Source organism: Paenibacillus piri (assembly GCF_004354045.1).
GTDB classification, from domain to species: Bacteria; Bacillota; Bacilli; order Paenibacillales; family NBRC-103111; genus Paenibacillus_S; species Paenibacillus_S piri.
Map to the genome: position 1 here is coordinate 223,514 of NZ_SMRT01000006.1, position 17,394 is coordinate 240,907.

Sequence of the window (17,394 nt, forward strand, 5' to 3'; positions counted from 1 at the left end):
ACGAAGCGGAAGGAGGGGAACTGCCGGTGCGGGCGGCAATTACCGCCCGCGGCGACCGCGCCGGCCGGCGTCGCCGCCCTTGCCGGGGCGAGGCTTGCCGCCGGTGTCAGGGCCTGCGCTGCGCCCGTCGTTCCGGCCGCGCCCGCCGCCGGCTGCTCCGCCGCCGCGACCGGCTTCGCCGGAAGCGGATCGCGCGATCCGCTGCGCTTCGCGCTTCGTTGTCCACACGCCTGCGTCGCGCCCGCGGCGAGCGCCTGCTTGCGCGCCTGAAGCGCCGCGCTGGCCTGCGTCGGAGCGCCGCTCGGCCGAGAAGCCGGCGTCGCGGTCGGCTTCCGCGCCGTCGCGCCCGCGGCGAGCGCCTGCTTGCGCGCCTGAAGCGCCGCGCTGGCCTGCGTCGGAGCGCCGCTCGGCCGAGAAGCCGGCGTCGCGGTCGGCTTCCGCGCCGTTGCGCCCGCGGCGAGCGCCTGCTTGCGCGCCTGAAGCGCCGCGCTGGCCCGCGTCGGAGCGCCGCCCGGCCGGGAAGCCGGCGTCGCGATCGGCGGTCGCGCCGTTGCGCCCGCGGCGAGCGCCTGCTTGCGCGCCTGAGGCGCCGCGCTGGCCCGCGTCGGAACGCCGCCCGGCCGGGAAGCCGGCGTCGCGATCGGCGGTCGCGCCGTTGCGCCCGCGGCGAGCGCCTGCTTGCGCGCCTGAGGCGCCGCGCTGGCCCGCTTCGGAGCGCCGCTCGGCCGGGAAGCCGGCGTCACGATCGGCTGCCGCGCTGTTGCGCCCGCGTCGAGCGCCTGCTTGGGCGCCGGAAGCGCCGCGCTGGCCCGCGTCGGAGCGCCGCCCGGCCGGGAAGCCGGCGTCGCGATCGGCAGCCGCGCCGTTGCGCCCGCGTCGAGCGTCTGCTTGCGCGCCTGAGGCGCCGCGCTGGCCCGCGTCGGAACGCCGCCCGGCAGGGAAGCCGCCGTCGCGGTCGGCAGCCGCGCTGTTGCGCCCGCGCCGAGCGCCTGCTTGCGCGCCGCGGCGTCCGCGTACTGCTGCGCTATGCTCGCCGCGCGTGCTCAAATCAATCGGGTCGTCGCTTTCTGCGGCCCGCCGCCCAGCCACGGCTCTGCGTCCGCTCGTCCGGGCTTCGCTCAGTTCGCCGTCGGCTTTGACCGTCCGCCGCGGCAGCTCCGCGTTAATGCCCCGCTCGATTGCCTCGAGCGTCCCCTGGTCGCGCTGGGCGACCATTGTGACGGCCATTCCGCGCTGCCCGGCTCTGCCGGTCCGCCCGATGCGGTGAATGTAGCCTTCCACATCTTGCGGCATATCGTAGTTGAACACATGGGTGATTCCTTCGACATCCAGACCCCGGGCTGCAATATCGGTTGCAACGAGCAGCTGGATTTTCGCTTCGCGGAAACGTTTCATCACCTGTTCGCGCTTGGCTTGCGTCAAATCGCCGTGCAGCTCATCCGATGCGTAGCCCATTTCCTGCAGCGCCTGGTTTAATTTGGTTGCACGCAGCTTCGTACGGCAAAATATCATCGCTAAATACGGCTTGTATTCGTCGATCAAACGGACGAGCGCCTCCTGCTTGCCGCGGTCGGTCGTTTTAACGGCGATTTGCTCGATTTCCGTCAAAGTAACCTGCTTTGTTTTTACTTTAATTTCCTGCGGCGTCCGCATGTAGCTTTTAGCCAAATTGCGGATAGGTCCGGGCATCGTCGCCGAGAACAGCAGCGTCTGCCGTTTGGGTGAGGTTTGCACGATAATTTCTTCGACTTCATTTAAAAAGCCCATGTGCAGCATTTGATCCGCTTCATCCAATACGAGGGTGGACAAACGCTGAAGCTGAACCGTACCTCTCCGCAGGTGATCGAGAAGTCTGCCGGGCGTGGCGATAATCAGATGGATGGCGCCCTCCAGCTTTTTAAGCTGACGCTCCACATCCTGGCCGCCGTAAGCGGCCAGCACGCTGACGTCTTTGAGCGGCGCCCATCGATTGATCTCGCCGGTTATTTGGATTGCCAATTCACGAGTCGGCGTCACGATCAGCGCCTGCGTGTAATTTTTTTTGGCGTCGATAGTTTCCAGAATGGGCAGCACGAATGCCAATGTTTTCCCGGTTCCCGTCTGCGCCTGGGCGATGACGTCGTCGCCGGAGAGCACGACAGGGATCGCTTCCTTCTGGATCGGAGTCGGCTCCGAATAGCCTTGCCGGTGCAAAGCCTCGGCAAGCTCCGGACTGATACCGAGTGAGGCAAATGCATTTTTCATAATGGTATTCTCCTTATCTTCCGTTCATTCCATTCGATGTATTGCATGAATAAAATTTACGTGCTATTTCCAGGCTGCTTCGCTGGGAAGCGGCGTGGTTCTACCTGCATTCTACAGGAAGCCGGAGGAAAAAGAAACCAACAGATCCACAAGAAAACCCTCTGCGTTTCTTCATATATAATATGAAGGAAAACAGAGGGGCGGCAGAGCCGGACTTGGCTGCATCGGGAGGCGAATGTTTATGAAATCGACAGCATCTACTCCGAACGGGTAGGCAGCGTAGGCTGCGTGCCGAAAATATGCTCGGACATCGCATCGAATTCCGGGATAAAAGGCTTGAGATCGTTGCCCTTCCAAGCTTCCTGCGCGATCGTATTCAACGTGTTAATGTAATCGCGGTTGGCCGAAATGTACACATCGGATACGGTAGGCTGCAAGGAACGGATTTTCTCGGCGATTTTCTGCTTGAACAAATGCGTAATGTTGGCATGATGCTGAACGGTTTCATAGGAATTGACGCCGGTCGCGAGCTGTCGGGGATCGGCCTTGTCGTTAAAAGGCTGGGTCGCATTGTACAAGCCGCGAACCGTACCCCCGTTGTTCGTTTCCCGCGGGGAGCTTTTGGTGCCGGCCGCCGTATTGTCGATCGTGATCGCGACGTATGCCGTATTATCCGCCAGCATCACGATCGCGCTGTTGACGCCATTCATCGCGGCGACTTGATCCGACAAAAACTGGCTCATATCGAGGTTGGAATGCTTATGGGACACGATGGTGTACTGCTGCGCCGTTTGATAGGCTCTCGAGCTGTCCTGCGGGTGAGCGCCGCGCTGGCTGCCGTAGTTGTTGGCGCTGTTGTAGTCGTACCAGCTGAAGCATCCGCTTAGAGCGGCCGCCGAGCTTGCACATACAAGCGCAAGACCTATCCGCTTATACCGCATAAAAAAACCTCCTTACTCTGATCGCTCCGAATGTGCTTCGCTGCCTGCTTTCAGCCGAGGATCGGCCGTTGGCAGATGAGAAGTTCTACTGTGTAGGATTCATCAAAACGGGGTAAATATACGCGCCGTCCAAATGTCTTTTTCGTGCATAAAAGTCATTGTTTATGGAAATAAAATACGAGAGGCAGAGTTAAAAAAACCAATGGGGGCGCAGGATTGAGAACAATTTGTGAACTTCTCCAGATTCATTGACAAAAAAGGGGTACGTATTTATAGTTAATTATGGTGATTAGGTTCATTGACAATATATGACCTTTTGTTCGAAAAATATTAGCTTTGAGGTGGGATTGATAAGATGAATCGATGGCAAAATCTGTGGCGTTTCATCCCTCTTTTCGGGTTGATGATGTTACTGTTGACAGGGTGTGGAAGCGATACGATTTCCGCCTTAAGGCCAAGAGGACCAGTAGCCAGAGATCAGCTGTTCTTAATGAAGCTGAGCCTGGGGATCATGGTCTTGGTTGTGTTGGTCGTGTTCGTTATTTACATTTATGTGCTTGTACGCTTCCGGAAGAAAAAGGGCGATAAAGATATTGTTCCGAAGCAGGTGGAAGGCAGTCACACGCTGGAAATCATCTGGACGGTTATTCCGATTATTTTGCTGCTCATCCTGGCAGTCCCAACGGTCAGCTACACAGTCAAGCTTTCGGAGAACCACATCGAGAACAAAGATGCCGTACATGTAAAGGTAACCGCGCATCAGTTCTGGTGGCAGTTTGATTATCCGGAACTGGGGATTGCAACGGCTCAGGATCTCGTAATTCCAACAAATAAAAAGATCGCTTTGGAAATTACGTCTGCGGATGTCGTTCACTCCTTTTGGGTTCCTTCACTGGGCGGCAAGCAGGATACGAACGTAGGGATGACCAACATCATGTATCTTGAAGCTGATGATGCCGCCGTGTTTTTAGGAAAATGCGCCGAGCTGTGCGGAGCTTCGCACGCCTTGATGGATTTCAAAGTCATATCCAAGAGCGATGCGGATTTCAATGCCTGGGTAGATAAATTGAAAAAGCCTGCCGCAATTCCTGCCGATGCGAAAGCCGGCGAGCAAGTATTTAAAGATAACTGCTTGTCCTGTCACGCGGTTAATGCGCAAGGGCTTGGATTCGGTCCTAACTTGAACGGGTTTGCATCACGTGAAATGATTGCCGGCGTTCTGCCTCGCGGTAAAAATAACGATCAGAACTTGCACGACTGGATTGTCGACCCGAATTCGGTGAAGCCGGGCACGAAAATGCCTGCGTTCGGTCCGACGGGTGCGAAGCATCTGGAAGAACAGCAAGTGAAGGATTTGATTAAATATTTGAACGCTCTACAATAATGAACATCTTGGAAAAAAGGAGGTAAATACGTTGGCTCACTCTCACGATAGAAAGCATTACACCGGACTCATGGACTGGCTCACTACCGTTGACCATAAAAAGATCGGTATTTTGTACTTGCTATTCGGAGGATTTTTCTTCCTGCTTGGCGGTATTGAGGCGGTATTGATCCGGATTCAGTTGATGTATCCTGATAATAAGATTTTTATCGGCGATACGTTCAACGCATTAACAACGATGCATGGCACAACGATGATTTTCTTTGCCGCCATGCCGATTATTTTTGCTTTTATGAACGCGGTCGTTCCGCTTCAGATCGGTGCGCGCGACGTTGCATTCCCGTTCGTGAATGCGCTTGGCTTATGGTTATTTTTCTTCGGTGGTGTCATGCTGAACGTCAGCTGGTTTCTGGGCGGAGCGCCTGCCGCCGGCTGGACGGCTTATGCGCCATTATCCACTATTGTTGACAGCTCGATTACATATCATGGTGTAGACTTCTATGTTCTCGGTCTTCAAATAGCGGGTCTGGGCACGTTAATCGGGGGGATTAACTTCCTCGTTACGATCATTAACATGCGTGCTCCAGGGATGACTTACATGAGAATGCCGCTTTTTACATGGACGGCGTTCATTACTTCCGCGCTCATTTTGTTCGCTTTCCCGGCGATTACTGTCGGATTGGTTCAGTTGATGTTCGATCGTTTGTTCGACGGAGCCTTTTTCGAAGTCAGCAGGGGCGGTAATCCGGTGCTCTGGGAGCATATTTTCTGGATCTTCGGTCATCCCGAGGTATACATTTTGATCCTGCCTGCCTTTGGTATCATTTCTGATATTGTAAGTACTTTCTCTAGAAAACGTTTGTTCGGATACAGCTCGATGGTATTTGCTACGGCGTTGATCGGATTTTTGGGCTTCATGGTTTGGGTTCACCATATGTTCACAACAGGGATCGGACCCGTCGGTAATGCGATCTTCGCGATTGCCACGATGGCGATAGCGGTTCCGACCGGGGTTAAAATTTTCAACTGGTTGTTTACGCTGTGGGGCGGTCAAATTACGTTCACAACGGCCAACACGTTTGCAACGGCATTTATTCCGACGTTCGTTATGGGCGGTACGACCGGGGTCATGCTTGCGGTTCCGCCAGCCGACTTCCAGTACCATGACACCTACTTCGTCGTAGCGCATTTCCACTACGTTATCGTAGGGGGCCTCGTACTCGGCTTGTTCGCCGGCATGTACTACTGGTGGCCGAAAATGTTCGGCCGTATGCTGAACGAGAAGCTGGGCAAGGTTCACTTCTGGACGTTCTTTATCGGTTTCCATATGACGTTCTTCCCTCAGCATTTCCTGGGCTTGATGGGTATGCCGCGCCGCGTATTTACTTATCAGCCGGGCGTCGGCCTGGAGCAAGGCAACCTGATCAGTACCTTCGGCGCTTTCCTGATGGGTATCGGTACGATTGCTTTCATCATCAACGTCATTGCAGCGGCGCGTTCGCCGAAGAATGCTCCTGCGGATCCGTGGGATGGCCGTTCCCTGGAGTGGTCGATTCCATCGCCTCCGCCTGAATATAACTTCAAGCAAACTCCGCTTGTTCGCGGATTGGACGCTTTCTGGAAGGAAAAAATGGCGGGCAACAAAGAGATGACGCCGGCCGAACCGATCGGCTCGATTCATATGCCTTCGCCATCGATTTTGCCGCTAACGTTTTCGATCGGATTTTTCATTGCAGGCTTCGGCTTTATGTACCATAACTATGTTGTGGTCGCTATCGGCGGCGTGATCATGCTGGGCAGCATGTTCCTCAGATCGGTTTACGATGATCCGGGATATCATATCGAGCCGGAAGAGCTTGAAGATAAGGGGGTTAAGGCATGAGTGCACATCATGAAGTAGGTGGCGCCCTGCCGCCTCATGCGGAAACTGCAACGATGGAAGGCAAAAATAAAGTGTTGGGCTTCTGGCTCTTCCTTGGCGGAGAGTGCGTATTGTTCGGTATGCTGTTTGCCTCATTCATCGCATTGCGCAATCAGGTGCCGGACGGTCCGACAGGACAGGAAATATTCCAATTAAGCATCGTAGCCCTGTCGACCTTCATTTTGTTAACAAGCTCCTTAACGAGCGTATTTGGAACTATGGCATTGCACCGCGGCAATTTGAAATTGCTGAACCTCTGGATGATCATTACCGTCGTGCTTGGCTTAGCGTTTCTGGGCTTGGAGATATATGAGTTCGTTCACTACGTGCATGAAGGCCATGTTTTCTCGAAGAGCGCTTTTGCCACCTCGTTCTATACATTGGTGGGCTTCCACGGGGCGCACGTGGCGTTCGGGGTACTGTGGATTTCGTTGTTGATTGTTTCATCCATGAAAAAAGGCCTCACGGTAGTAACGGCGCCTAAGTATTATGTAGCCGGCCTGTACTGGCACTTTATTGACGTGGTATGGGTATTTATCTTCACCGTAGTGTACTTGTTGGGGAAGGTGGGACCATAAATGAGCAGCCATCAGCATACATCGGATGCCGGAAAGCGGCATAAGCTGGAAGGACCTAGAAATCACTACTTGTCTTACATCGTTTCGATTTTGTTGACGATATTGGCATTTGCCGCAGTGCTTTACGGCGGCTTGGACCGTTCGTTTATTATCATTTTTCTCGTCGGTTTGGCGTTGGTTCAATCTGTATTTCAACTGGCTTACTGGATGCATATGAAAGAAAAAGGACATCTGCTTCCAATCGTCGGTCTGATGTTCGGCTTCTTCGTCGCATTGACAGGAGTAGCCATGGCTGTATATTGGACGTGGTGGTAGGCAGGAGGAGGAGGCTTTTAGCAATAAAAGCCCCTCTTTTTTGCTAAATAACATTGCGCCATTTTTCACAAATTAGCCATGTTTTACAAGACCCATGAAGATGTTGACATAGCAGAAAGGAGAGGTTGGCATGAATACGGATCCGATGGGGCATATGGGACATGCGGGCGGCGGCACTTTTTCGCAATTTTCCGCTTTATGGAGCCCCGGCTTGATTCTTATATTGCTGATTGTCGGTTGGTTGTATGCGTTGGCTGTAAATCGTTGGAGGCATCATTTTGAAGACAGCTCGCGTGCCGGCATCAAACAGCAGGTCTTTTTCTATATAGGGCTGCTGCTGTTTTATATCGCAGAAGGCAGTCCGCTGTACTACTACGGGCACCATTACAGCTTCAGCGCGCACATGCTGCAGCAGTCGATCTCTTACCTGGTGATGCCGCCGTTTCTATTGCTTGGCACGCCGGGATGGCTGTTGCGTCCGCTCCTGCGCTACCGGGTGGCGCAACTGTTCATGAAGGTGTTCGCCTCGCCGTTAATTTCGTTATTCACATTCAACCTGATTTTCTCGTTATACCACATTCCGGTAATTATGGATTTCTTGATGGCCGATCCGCTGATGCACGATCTGTATACGATTTTATTTATGCTGGCGGCGTTTCAAATGTGGTTTCCCGTATTTTGTCCGCTTCCGGAGTACAACCGCATTAACGATCTGCGCAGGATGGCGTATATTTTTGTCAACGGGATTTTGCTTACGCCCGCGTGCGCGTTAATTATTTTTGCGGAAGAGCCGTTGTACCAATCGTATCGAAACGTCTCCGAGCAGTTTTTGTTTATGTCGGTTCTCAACGATCAACAGTTGGGCGGCGTCGTGATGAAGATCGTACAGGAAATTGTCTATGCGATTGCACTGGGCTACACATTCTTCCGTTGGTATCGGCTGGAGCGCAAGCAGGAGGAAGAGGAAGATTTGGCCGCGGCCGAAAACTTTATTCAGCCTCATTCCAATATGAATCGTGCTTAAATATTTATCCAGATAGATTAGGTGGGAAAACGAAATGCACATTTTGCCTACAATCAGTACATCTTTTATCGTCATCAGCGCTGTTTTTGTAGCCTTCGGTTGGGCTCAAATCGTAAAAGGCAACCGTGAAACGCATCAAAAGCTGATGCTGTGGGGGGCCGGCTTCGCATTAGCCTTCTTTCTCGTGTATATGTCGCGTACGATATTTGCGGGAAATACATCGTTCGGCGGTCCGGAGCATTTGAAGCTGGCGTATCACCTGTTTTTATTTTTTCATATTGCGCTGGCTACGACTGCCGCCGTATTCGGTATTATTACGCTGCTGCACGCATTTAACAAGCGGTTTGCGAAGCATAAACGGATTGGCCGCTGGACTGCGGTCATTTGGCTGCTGACGGCTCCGACGGGCGTCGTTGTCTACATTTTGTTATATATATTGTATCCGGGCGGCGACACGAAACCGATGATCGATGCGATACTCGGTTTGTAGCCGGGTTCGCTTCGGCAGCAAACAGGCAGGGCAAAAGAGTCACACGAATGTCTCTTTCTTGAGAAGGCGGCAGAGCGGTGTGGCTTTTTTGGCATGTTCAAGAGCATTGGGAGGTACTTTACGATTTAGCTTACTTTAAGGTTACTTATATAAAAAAGCATACTAACTGGAGTAAAATTCAGCACTTACAATATCGTCGATAAAGCGGTATGATTCGAGGTAGAATGGTAACGGTTCCAACCGGTGAACGGTTTGGCGCTGCAATTTATAACTCATCAGCCTGTTGGAAGGAGATCGTATGACATCAACTGAAGCAACGCCTAAGTACCGTATTCCTTTGTTTTGCATCGTGACTTTGTTATTCTGGTTTTCCATGTATACATGCGTGCCTATTCTGACCGCTTATGTGGAATTTTTAGGAGCCTCGCATAAAATGGCCGGACTGATCGTCGGCATGTACGGGTTCAGCCAAATGCTGCTGCGAATTCCGGTTGGCATTATGTCGGACAGGTTTCATAAAAGACGGATGTTCATCGTGTTCGGCCTATTGTTCACCACCCTGGCGGGGGCCGGTATTCTGGTTTCGCAGAGCGTGACATGGATCTTGATTCTGCGAGCGCTAGCCGGCGCGGCGGCAGCGACCTGGGTTGATTTTACCATTTTGTTTGCCAGTTACTACCGCAAGGAGGAGACGACCAAAGCGATCGGGACGATCACCGTCTACAACTCGCTCGGTCAAATGTTCGGTATTTTGGTCGGAGGCTGGTTCGCGGATTTGTATGGCTGGGAATGGTCTTTTCTAATCGGAGCGATCGTCGGAACGCTTGGCCTCGCGGGCTCGTTTTTCCTGGTCGAGAAGTTCGATGAAAATGCGCAAAAGATTACAATGAACGGCGTTATCGAAGTCGCCCGGGACCGGATGCTGATTGTCGTATCGTTCCTGGCGATCCTGTTTCAGATTTTAACTTTCGCTACCGTATTCGGCTTTACTCCCGTGTATGCACAGATGCTCGGGGCGACAAAGCTCGATATGGGCCTGCTTACGTTTTTCTCCACGTTTCCGATCGCTTTGGCTGCATGGATAGGGGGAAGGCATTTATCCGCCAAGCTCGGCGAAAAAAATGTAGTGATAGGGGGCTTTATATTAACCGGTATTTTTACCGTCATCATTCCGATGACATCGCATTTATGGGTGCTCATTGTTACGCAGGCGATAGCCGGATTCGGCAGAGGCTTGGCGACGCCGATTTTGATGGCGCTCAGCATCAAGCATATGGACTCCGGCAAACGGGCCACCGCGATGGGCTTCTATCAGGCGATATACGGGCTGGGGATGTTTCTGGGACCGCTGTTCATGGGCGTTGCGGGCGATCTGCTGACGCTGCAGCAGGGCTTTGTAATTGTAGGGTTGTTAGGCTGCTTGTCGGCATGGCTGGCGTATCGCATGATCCGGACAAAGCCTGTCGAGGGCACAGCCAAGGCATAGCCGGCGCAAGCGGCTGAAATGTTTCGAATGTAGGATAAATCCCAATAAAGGAGCTGAGAACGATGGAAAAGAGAAGACTGGGCAAAACGGATTTGCATGTAAGCGTATTGGGCTTTGGAGGATCGGAAATAGGCTTTCAAAACGCATCGTTATCCGATGTGGAGCGGCTGCTCGGCAGCGCGCTCGATGCGGGATTGAATGTGATCGATACGGCCGAATGCTATAAAACGAGCGAAGAGCTGATCGGCCAGGCGGTCGGTCACCGCCGGAGCGATTATTATTTGTTCACCAAATGCGGACATGCTTCCGGATTCGATGCGCCGGATTGGGACGCGAAGATGCTGGCGGACAGTATCGATCGAAGCCTGAAGCGGCTGAAAACCGACTATGTCGATCTGATCCATCTTCACAGCTGTAAGGAAGAAATGCTACGGGACGGGGAAGTCATCTCTGTGCTGAAGCGTGCCCAGGAGGCGGGGAAGACACGGTACATCGGCTACAGCGGGGACGGCAGCGCAGCTTTATATGCGATCCAGTGCGGCGCATTCGACTCGCTGCAAACATCCGTTAACATTGCCGACCAGCAGCCGGTTCGGCTGACGCTGCCCGAGGCTGTAGTCCGGCAGGTAGGCGTTATCGCCAAGCGGCCGATTGCCAACGTCGCATGGCGTTCAGGCGCCGAGAAGCCGGCTTCCGCCTACCATCTCACTTATTGGGAACGGCTGCGGCAGCTGAAATACGACTTCTTGAACGGCGACCCGGCGATAGCGGTGGAAACCGCGCTGCGCTTTACGCTCAGTCAGCCGGGAGTATGCACGGCGATCGTCGGAACGGCCAACCCTGACCGTTGGGTTCAGAACGCGCTGCTGGCGGATAAAGGCGCGCTGTCGGATCAGCAGATGCAAGCCATCCGTTCCCGCTGGAACGAGGTGGAGGCGGGCAAGGGTTGGGTCGGACAAGGCTAGACATTTTTATTCAGTTACGGCTGTTTGCGGGTAAAGCCTTCTTCGAGCAAATAAGCCTCGGCTTCCTCATACGTCTCAAATGCGGACTCCAGATGGGAGCCGTAATATAATTGCCACAGCTCATCCTCATACACGAGGGTGAGCGTTTGTTTATCGCCGCCGATCCAGCGTTCTTCCTGTACGCCAGAAGAAGGGGAATGCTCTTCCGCCGCCTCATTCTCTGCGGCAGGGTCCGACGACAAAGAACGGATCGAGGCACGGATCAAGTCGCGGAGCGCATCGGCCGAGTAGTCGCGGATATTGACCATATCTTTGTCATCGGTATCATAGCCGGTCAAATACCCCGCGTATACATATCCGTTGCCGTTCGGATGCAAATGATAGACCACGTTTTTCTTGTCGTAGCAGCTGTCCTCATAATGAAAGTTGAGCCGGCCAAGCGAAACCTGATGCCGTTTCAGCTCGGGAAATGATTCGATGATCGCAAGCTTTTCTTGAAATGTGAGCATGGCTGCCTCCGTATTCATGTCTTATTGTAGGTGGATAGAGATCCGGCGTGAACGCTTCCTCTTGCGGCTGGGTTATGCAGCTGATTGAAGCGCAGTCTGCTCCGCTGCTTTTTCGCCGGACTTTAGGGTTGAATCGATTATAGCATAAGCTTCGCCATTGCCCCAGTTTACAGCAGAAAACCCCCGAAAATTTCGGTCGCGGACCGGAATCTCGGGGGTTTGACGTTTACTTCAACGCGCTTCCGCCGAAAATAAAGCGGTATTCCCAGTGCTTGCCTTCGATGCTGTCGATGCGTACGCCGCCGGATGCTTTGGAGTACGTATGCAAAATTTGACCGTTGCCTAAATAAATGCCGACATGCGAGATGCGCTGATTGGCGATGTTGCTAGGGTAAGACGACTTGCTTGTCCCTTTATAATCCATGAAAAACATCAGATCGCCGGCTTTCAGGTTGCGCCAGTTAGTTTTAGTGCCGCCCAAATCTTTGACATAGCTTCCTTGTCCTCTTGAATCGCTTGGAAGCTTGATGCCTGCTCCGTCGAGAAATGCTTGGCGAACGAAGTCGGAGCAATCGAAGGTGCGGGTATTGGAACGGTCGGACCCGAACTCATAAGGAGTGCCGAGATATTTTTTACCTGCTTCAATAATTTTGTTAACGGTGCTGCTGTTCGAGGAGTTTCCGCTACCGGCATTACCGCTGCCGGAGCTTCCGCTTCCACTATTGCTTCCTGAGCCGCCGCTTCCGCTGCCGGCGCTGCCCCCTCCGCTGGAGCTAAGGGATATGTACTTGCTGTCTGTTGAAATATAGCCAAGCTGGCCCTGCGTCGTTCGAACGTAATACCAATATTTGTTCGGCTGTGAAATGACTTGAATCTTTTCGCCCTTTTTCAAGGTGCGGATCACTTTGGAATCTGTACTCGGGGATACTCTGAAATTGACACCATACGTAATTGTAGCTTCCGATGCGGCGAGCGCTGAATGAGGAGAAATAAGTCCGGCTCCTGTAGTGACAGTGGCGGCAATCAACAGTGCGGCAATAAATTTTTTCATAAAAGCTTTGTACCTCCGTTGTTCTGTGATGTATTCAAACCTTTATGTAAACTGCTTGCGGCCATTGAGGCCTTCAAACAAAGGCTTGCCTGGTTGCAATTTCCGGTACTTATACTTTCTATCATTATAAGAAAACCTCTATCGAAGCCTATCCAAGATGAGCGACCGCGATTTATATGTAGGTATTCTTGAAATGATAGAAAGCTTCAGCTCCGCTGAAAACTTATGCTTTCTATCATTATAAAAAATACATGGGACGGTAATTAAAAACGTTGATTTGACATGTTCCCGTCCTCAAGCCACAATGAAATTAAGAGATTATGCTGCCGGTTCTTTTCGGGAAAGCTTGGCGTCAGCGGGCGCGGCGTTCCGACCAGACAGCTCTCAGGAAGGGAAAACATATGGACACATGGATACTGGGACCCCTGGTTTTGCAAAATAATGTATGGATGACAGCGGCCGCAGTCGCAGCGGGCCTCGGTGCAATGAAACTATATGTAAGGCGAGGTCAGGATTCAACAACTAAGAGCTACGACCGGGTATACGAAGCATTGCTCATATGGCTGCTTGTATGGAAGCTGAGCATGCTGCTGACCGACTTCCAAAGCGTTTGGGAAAGCCCGATATCTTTACTGTATTTCAGTGGGGGTGTAAAGGGGGCATGGATAGCAGCTGCCGTCGTAGTAGGCTATGTATGGCTAAGAGACCATAGTTCGCCTGAATGGGGCCATTATAAGTATTCGTGGCTCGTCTCCCTATTGGTAGGGTACACTATTTATCGGCTTTTAGAAATTGTTTTTGAAGAGGTAAGTTTTACCACCAACGGCTTGCTTGTCATATTGGGTGTGGCGACGCTGTTGTATTGTCTGAAAGGACAAGCGCCGGAAGGACGAAGAACACTGCAGCAGCTGTTCCTCATTTATGTGCTCGGACATGCGCTGATCAGTGCGGTTGCGGCCAATACATGGGAGAAGCCTGGATTCGGCGGGAATCCGGCATATGCCGACGCAGCGACGGGGCTTCGCATAGGGCAGCGCGCACCCGATTTTGAATTGGAAAGCCTGGAGGGCGGCACAATCAAAAAACTGTCCGACTTCCGCGGTCAAAAGGTGCTGATTAATTTTTGGGCCACATGGTGCCCGCCCTGTCAGGTGGAAATGCCGCATATGGAGCGGTTTTACAGCGAATACAAGGATCGCGACGTCGTCATTTTATCGGTGAACGCAACGCAGACGGAGGCCAGCAAAGTCGTCGTCAAAGCGTTTGCCGCTCATTGGGAGCTTACATTTCCGATCGTGCTGGACACGCTTGGCGAGGTCGGAAAAACGTACAACGTTTCCGCTTATCCCGCAACCTATATCATAGATGAGCAGGGTATTATCCGCAAAAAAGTACAAGGTCCGATGAACGAAGATTCGCTGCGAAAGGCGGTGCGTTAAGGCAGAGGAAATCCAGATTAAAGGTCCGGCTGGAGGAGACGAGGCGCAGGCGATTTGAAAATGGAAGATATGCCGATTGTCTCGCGTAGAAAGACATGATAAAATAAGAATATTATACACTATATCGAACCAAGTTCATAATAATGAACCACACTGGGAGGAATTTTGATGGCAAATACGAGTATCATCTTACGCGTGGAGCTGGCTCATGAACAAGTATCTTTCGGGGACGTCGCTTCCGTTATCAGCAGGGCCGGCGGAGATGTGACGTCGATCGACGTTATCCGTGTCGGCAAAGAATCCTCGGTGCGCGATATTACGGTGGATGTTCAGGATTCGGCTGAGGCCGAAGTCGTGACGGCGATTAAACAGCTGAAAGGAATTACACTGATCAACGTGTCCGACCGGACGTTCCTGGCGCATCTAGGCGGTAAAATCTCGACGCAGCCGAGCATGCCGATCAAAAACCGCGACGATTTATCCCGTGTGTATACGCCGGGAGTGGCCCGTGTGTGTACGGCTATTCATGAAGACCCGCAGAAGGCTTATTCGCTGACGATCAAAAGAAATACGGTGGCCGTCATTACGGACGGGACGGCGGTGCTCGGCTTGGGCGACATCGGTCCTCAGGCGGCCGCGCCCGTCATGGAAGGGAAGGCGATGCTGTTCAAACAGCTGGCCGGCGTGGATGCGTTTCCCATATGCCTGGATACGACGGATACGGAAGAAATCATCCGTACGGTGAAAGCGATCAGCCCGATCTTCGGCGGGATCAATCTGGAGGATATCAGCTCGCCGCGCTGCTTCGAGATCGAATCCAGACTGGCCGAGGAGCTCGAGATTCCGGTTTTCCACGATGATCAGCACGGGACGGCGGTCGTCATGCTCGCAGGCCTGTTGAACGCGCTGAAGGTTGTAGGAAAGCCGATCGAATCGATTCGTGTCGTCGTAAACGGGATCGGGGCCGCCGGCGTATCCGTCTGCAAGATGCTGCTGGCTGCCGGCGTCACCCGGCTCGTACCGGTTGACCTCGAAGGCGCCATCGTCCGCGGGGAATCGTATGCGCAGCCCATGTGGCAGTGGCTCGCCGAGCAGCCGCAGGTGGAAGCGACAGCGGGAACCTTGGATCAAGTTATTCAGGGGGCAGACGTATTCATCGGCGTATCGCGAGCCGGTCTGCTGAAGGTGGAGTATGTGCAGTCGATGGCTGCAGATCCGATCGTATTTGCGCTGGCCAATCCGCAACCGGAGATCGATCCTGAAGTTGCGCAGCCGTACGTGCGGGTGTTGGCGACCGGCCGCAGCGACTTCCCCAACCAGATCAACAACGTGCTCTGCTTCCCGGGTATTTTCCGCGGCGCGCTGGACTGCCGCGCTGCCCACATCAACGAGGAGATGAAGCTGGCCGTTGCCCGGGCAATCGCTTCCGTAGTTACCGACGCCGAGCTGAACGAGTCGTATGTCATACCGAGTATTTTTAACGAGCAGGTTGTGACCAGTGTGCGCCACGCCGTTATCGAAGCCGCTATCCGTACCGGAGTCGCGCGGCGGATTCCGCCGGATTTCCGGTAAGCTTGAGGCTGAGATTAGCTGAAGATATGTACCCGCAGATTCTGTACGAATGATGTACAGGACCGGCGGGTACTTTGCATTTTAAGTCCAGGTTTTGGCTGCTAACGCCTGCGACTCGACTATAGGCGTATGGAAATTATAGTAAATCAATAATCGGTCTACTTGTCCGTATAAGTTAATCTTTCGATTTTGCTACTGGATTCGAAATCGATAAGTGTGTTAAAATAGCTTGTCCGTATAAATGATTAACAGGTGAAGATGATGAAATCCAAATATGAAACGGTAAAAGATGAAATCAAATCATGGATCATGCAGGGAAGCGTGCTTCCTCATGAAAAAATCGGCACGGAGAACGAGCTGATGGACCGGTTTCGGGTCAGCCGCCATACGATCCGGCAGGCGATCGGCGACTTGGAGAACGAAGGCTGGATTTACCGTTGGCAGGGGAAGGGGACGTTTTGCGCCGATCCTTCCAAGCGAACGAAATCAAGTCATTACAAAACGATCGGCGTCATTACGACCTATATATCGGAATATATTTTCTCCTCCATTATGAGAGGGATCGAGTCTTACTTGAGCAGCAAGGACTACACCGTCATTTTGGCCAGCACCAATAACAATATCGATAAGGAAAGAAAATGCATCGAATCCATCATGGCCAGAAATGTCGATGCATTGATCGTGGAGCCGACCAAGAGCGCCTTGTTTAATCCGAATATTAATTACTATTTGAATCTGGAAACGAACCAGGTCCCTTACGTGATGTTTAATGCCCAGTACCCGCAGCTGCAGGCGCCAAGTCTGATCGTGGACGACGAACAGGGCGGGTTCGTCGGAGCCGACCATCTGATCGGCCTCGGTCATAAAAAAATAGTCGGAATCTTCAAGACGGACGACCTGCAGGGCGTCAATCGGATGAACGGCTTTATCCGGGCCCACCGGGAGCGCCGCGTGCCGATTACCCCCGGACTCATCATTTCGTACAACACGGAGGATCACAGGGAAAAAATCCAGTCGGAAGTCAAGCGGCTGCTGGAGCAGTATAAAGACGAGATCACCGCGATTTTTTGCTATAACGACGCGATTGCTTTGGCAATCATTAACCTGCTGAGGGAGATGAATCTGAAGGTGCCAGAGGATGTTTCCATCGTAGGCTATGACGATTCATATTTAAGCGAAATGTCCGAGGTCAAATTGACTTCGGTCGTTCACCCGAAGCGCGCAATGGGCGAAGATGCGGCAAAAATTATTGTTGAACTGGTGGAGGGCAAGCAGACGGGCTCCGCGGCGTCGTCCGTCGTGTACAAGCCGGAGCTCGTTATCCGTACGTCGACAGGACCGGCGAAGTGAACTCGTTCAGCTTTGCTGAACATCGGGGAATCAGATGGGGACTCTACCCCGCCTGATTCAATAAAAGAAGAAATCCAATCAAGACCGGCATGGGCTGCTATCCTGTGCACGGTCTTTTTGATAAT

Annotated in this window: 15 protein-coding genes; 11 read left to right on the forward strand and 4 right to left on the reverse strand. The window is 52.8% G+C overall.

Annotated features, from left to right (window positions below):
• Positions 1-39: 39 nt before the first annotated feature.
• Together E1757_RS37075 and E1757_RS15180 are read right to left on the reverse strand one after the other, a co-directional pair.
• Entirely contained in the window at positions 40-2,244 is a 2,205-nt protein-coding gene (locus E1757_RS37075) for a DEAD/DEAH box helicase (RefSeq protein ID WP_133229483.1), read from the reverse strand.
• Positions 2,245-2,501: 257 nt separating this feature from the next.
• Positions 2,502-3,185: a YhcN/YlaJ family sporulation lipoprotein gene (locus E1757_RS15180; protein WP_133229485.1), complete on the reverse strand. Its 684-nt coding sequence runs from the start codon at positions 3,183-3,185 to the stop codon at positions 2,502-2,504.
• 355 nt (positions 3,186-3,540) lie between these two features.
• Between E1757_RS15180 and coxB the strand changes: the two genes are divergently transcribed.
• From coxB to E1757_RS15220, 8 genes are all read left to right on the forward strand, one after another.
• The gene (coxB, locus tag E1757_RS15185; RefSeq protein ID WP_133229487.1) at positions 3,541-4,569 is read left to right on the forward strand and encodes a cytochrome c oxidase subunit II; all 1,029 of its coding nucleotides are present in this window, start codon (positions 3,541-3,543) and stop codon (positions 4,567-4,569) included.
• A 70-nt stretch (positions 4,570-4,639) separates the two neighbouring features.
• Positions 4,640-6,451, forward strand: a complete 1,812-nt coding sequence (ctaD, locus tag E1757_RS15190; RefSeq protein WP_133229696.1) for a cytochrome c oxidase subunit I — start codon at positions 4,640-4,642, stop codon at positions 6,449-6,451.
• Complete coding sequence (locus tag E1757_RS15195; RefSeq protein WP_133229489.1) at positions 6,448-7,068, forward strand: cytochrome (ubi)quinol oxidase subunit III; 621 nt, start codon at positions 6,448-6,450, stop codon at positions 7,066-7,068. The genes ctaD and E1757_RS15195 overlap by 4 nt, the downstream gene beginning before the upstream one ends.
• Positions 7,069-7,383 (forward strand): cytochrome C oxidase subunit IV family protein, encoded by a 315-nt coding sequence (locus E1757_RS15200; RefSeq protein WP_133229491.1) that lies wholly within the window; start codon positions 7,069-7,071, stop codon positions 7,381-7,383.
• Between the two features lie 130 nt (positions 7,384-7,513).
• The gene (locus E1757_RS15205) at positions 7,514-8,407 is read left to right on the forward strand and encodes a cytochrome c oxidase assembly protein (RefSeq protein WP_246079210.1); all 894 of its coding nucleotides are present in this window, start codon (positions 7,514-7,516) and stop codon (positions 8,405-8,407) included.
• A 34-nt stretch (positions 8,408-8,441) separates the two neighbouring features.
• Positions 8,442-8,897 carry a DUF420 domain-containing protein gene (locus tag E1757_RS15210; protein ID WP_133229493.1) on the forward strand — a complete coding sequence of 152 codons (456 nt, stop codon included), beginning with the start codon at positions 8,442-8,444 and terminating at the stop codon, positions 8,895-8,897.
• Positions 8,898-9,195: 298 nt separating this feature from the next.
• Positions 9,196-10,383 carry an MFS transporter gene (locus E1757_RS15215; RefSeq protein ID WP_133229495.1) on the forward strand — a complete coding sequence of 396 codons (1,188 nt, stop codon included), beginning with the start codon at positions 9,196-9,198 and terminating at the stop codon, positions 10,381-10,383.
• A gap of 62 nt (positions 10,384-10,445) precedes the next feature.
• Positions 10,446-11,348 carry an aldo/keto reductase gene (locus E1757_RS15220; protein WP_133229497.1) on the forward strand — a complete coding sequence of 301 codons (903 nt, stop codon included), beginning with the start codon at positions 10,446-10,448 and terminating at the stop codon, positions 11,346-11,348.
• A 14-nt stretch (positions 11,349-11,362) separates the two neighbouring features.
• Here the strand turns inward: E1757_RS15220 and E1757_RS15225 are convergent, their stop codons facing one another.
• Together E1757_RS15225 and E1757_RS15230 are read right to left on the reverse strand one after the other, a co-directional pair.
• The gene (locus E1757_RS15225) at positions 11,363-11,857 is read right to left on the reverse strand and encodes a hypothetical protein (protein WP_133229499.1); all 495 of its coding nucleotides are present in this window, start codon (positions 11,855-11,857) and stop codon (positions 11,363-11,365) included.
• A gap of 226 nt (positions 11,858-12,083) precedes the next feature.
• Positions 12,084-12,908 (reverse strand): C40 family peptidase, encoded by an 825-nt coding sequence (locus E1757_RS15230; protein WP_133229501.1) that lies wholly within the window; start codon positions 12,906-12,908, stop codon positions 12,084-12,086.
• Between the two features lie 401 nt (positions 12,909-13,309).
• On the opposite strand from E1757_RS15230, the gene E1757_RS15235 reads away from it, so the two are divergent.
• The 3 genes from E1757_RS15235 to E1757_RS15245 all read left to right on the forward strand — a co-directional run bounded on the left by E1757_RS15235 (position 13,310) and on the right by E1757_RS15245 (position 17,269).
• A complete protein-coding gene (locus tag E1757_RS15235; RefSeq protein WP_165972130.1) occupies positions 13,310-14,347 on the forward strand; it encodes a redoxin domain-containing protein in 1,038 nt (345 codons plus the stop codon).
• Positions 14,348-14,515: 168 nt separating this feature from the next.
• Positions 14,516-15,919, forward strand: a complete 1,404-nt coding sequence (locus E1757_RS15240; protein WP_133229505.1) for an NAD-dependent malic enzyme — start codon at positions 14,516-14,518, stop codon at positions 15,917-15,919.
• Between the two features lie 261 nt (positions 15,920-16,180).
• Positions 16,181-17,269 carry a GntR family transcriptional regulator gene (locus E1757_RS15245; protein ID WP_133229700.1) on the forward strand — a complete coding sequence of 363 codons (1,089 nt, stop codon included), beginning with the start codon at positions 16,181-16,183 and terminating at the stop codon, positions 17,267-17,269.
• Positions 17,270-17,394 lie beyond the last annotated feature (125 nt).